The organism is Massilia glaciei (assembly GCF_003011895.2).
Taxonomy (GTDB): domain Bacteria; phylum Pseudomonadota; class Gammaproteobacteria; order Burkholderiales; family Burkholderiaceae_D; genus Telluria_A; species Telluria_A glaciei.
Genome location: NZ_PXWF02000335.1, coordinates 1 through 2,339, shown reverse-complemented (window position 1 = coordinate 2,339; position 2,339 = coordinate 1). Strand labels below are relative to the sequence as shown.

Annotated in this window: 1 protein-coding gene; it reads left to right on the top strand. The window is 65.3% G+C overall.

The features are described from left to right. Positions 1 to 24 precede the first annotated feature (24 nt). Positions 25 to 2,339, top strand: a 2,315-nt coding sequence (locus C7C56_RS26560) for an Ig-like domain-containing protein (RefSeq protein ID WP_229459017.1), incomplete at its 3' end; no start/stop codon positions are given.

Here is a 2,339-nt window from a genome sequence, read left to right as displayed (position 1 = left end):
CTGGCGAACACCGGCATTGCGGATTTGGCGGGCAACGCAGGCGCCGGCACCACCGCCTCTGCCAACTACACGATCGACACTGCTCGTCCGACGGCGACCATCGTCATGGCCGATACCGCCTTGTCGATCGGCGAAACCTCACTCGTGACGATCGCGTTCAGCGAAGCCGTGACAGGCTTCGAAAACGCTGACCTGACGGTCGCCAACGGCACCCTGAGCGCGGTCAGCTCGGCCGACGGCGGCATCACATGGACCGCAACGTTCACACCAACGGCGGGTTTCACCGGCGCCACCAACGCGATCACGCTGGCGAACAGCGGCGTGGCCGACCTTGCAGGCAACCCTGGCGCCGGCACCACCGCCTCGGCCAACTACACGATCGACACGGCGCGTCCGACGGCGACCATCGTCATGGCCGACACCGCCTTGTCGATCGGCGAAACATCGCTCGTGACGATCGCGTTCAGCGAAGCCGTGACAGGCTTCGACGACACCGACCTGACGATCACCAACGGCACGCTCAGCGCGGTCAGCTCGGCTGACGGCGGCATCACCTGGACCGCAACGTTCACACCAACGGCGGGCTTCACCGGCGCCACCAACGCGATCACGCTGGCGAACAGCGGCGTGGCCGACCTTCCAGGCAACGCTGGCGCCGGCACCACCGCCTCGGCCAACTACACGATCGACACTTCTCGTCCGACGGCGACCATCGTCATGGCCGATACCGCCCTGTCGGTTGACGAAACCTCGCTCGTGACGATCACGTTCAGCGAAGCAGTTGCCGGCTTTGACAACACCGACCTGACTATCGCCAACGGTACGCTCAGCCCGGTCAGCTGGGCCGACGGCGGCATCACCTGGACCGCAACGTTCACGCCAACGGCAGGCTTCACCGGCGCCACCAACGCGATCACGCTGGCGAACACCGGCGTGGCCGACCTTGCAGGCAACGCAGGCGCCGGCACCACCGCCTCGGCCAACTTCACGATCGACATGGCGCGTCCGACGGCGACCATCGTCATGGCCGATACCGCCCTGTCGGTTGGCGAAACCTCGCTCGTGACGATCACATTCAGCGAAGCAGTTACCGGCTTCGACAACACCGACCTGACGATCACCAACGGCACCCTGGGCGCGGTCAGCTCGGCCGACGGCGGGATCACCTGGACCGCGACGTTCACGCCGACGGCAGGTTTCACCGGCGCCACCAACGCGATCACGCTGGCGAACAGCGGCGTGGCCGACCTTTCAGGCAACGCTGGCGCAGGCACCACCGCCTCGACCAACTACACGATCGACACGGCGCGTCCGACCGTGGCCGTCGCCTTCGCCGACACCGCCCTCACGGTCGGCGAAACCACGCTCGTCACGTTCACGTTCTCGGAGCCGGTCACCGGCTTCACCAACGCCGACCTCACGGTGAGCAACGGCACGCTCGGCACCGTCGTCTCGGGCGACGGCGGCACCACCTGGACGGCAACGTTCACGCCGATTGCCAACTTCACCAACACCAGCAACCTGATCACGCTGGCCAACACCGGCTTCGCCGACCTGGCCGGCAACCCAGGCGTGGGCACCTCCACGTCGCCCAACTACACCATCGACACCGCGCGTCCGACGGCCACCCTGGTCGTTTCAAACACGTCCCTGACAGCCGGCGGCTCGACCCAGCTGACCGTCACCTTCTCGGAAGCTGTCAGTGGCTTCACCGAGGCCGACCTTGTGGTTGGCAACGGCGTCATCACCGGGCTCACTTCGAGCAATGGCGGCATTACGTACACCGGCTTGTTGACGCCAAACACCAACACGCAAGCTGCCGGCAATGTGGTCAGGCTCAATAATGCTGGCGTGCTGGACTTAAGCGGCAACACGGGCACCGGCACGACCGATTCGAACACCTACTCGATCGATACCCTGCGTCCCACGGCCACCATCGTCGTTGCCGACAACGCGCTGGCAGTCGGCGAAACCTCGCTCGTGACGATCACGTTCTCGGAGGCGGTCACCGGCTTCTTCAATGCCGATCTGACGGTTTCGAACGGCACCCTCAGTACTGTTGGCAGCTCCAACGGCATCACCTGGACCGCAACGTTCACGCCAACGGCCGGCCTGACGGCGAGCACCAACGCGATCACCCTGGCCAATAGCGGCGTGGCCGACTTGGTCGGTAACGCCGGCGCGGACAGCACCACGTCGAACAACTATACGATCGACACGGCGCGTCCGACGGCGACCATCGTCATGGCCGATACCGCCCTGTCGGTTGGCGAAACCTCGCTCGTGACGATCACGTTCAGCGAAGCGGTCACCGGCTTCGACAACACCGACCTGACGAT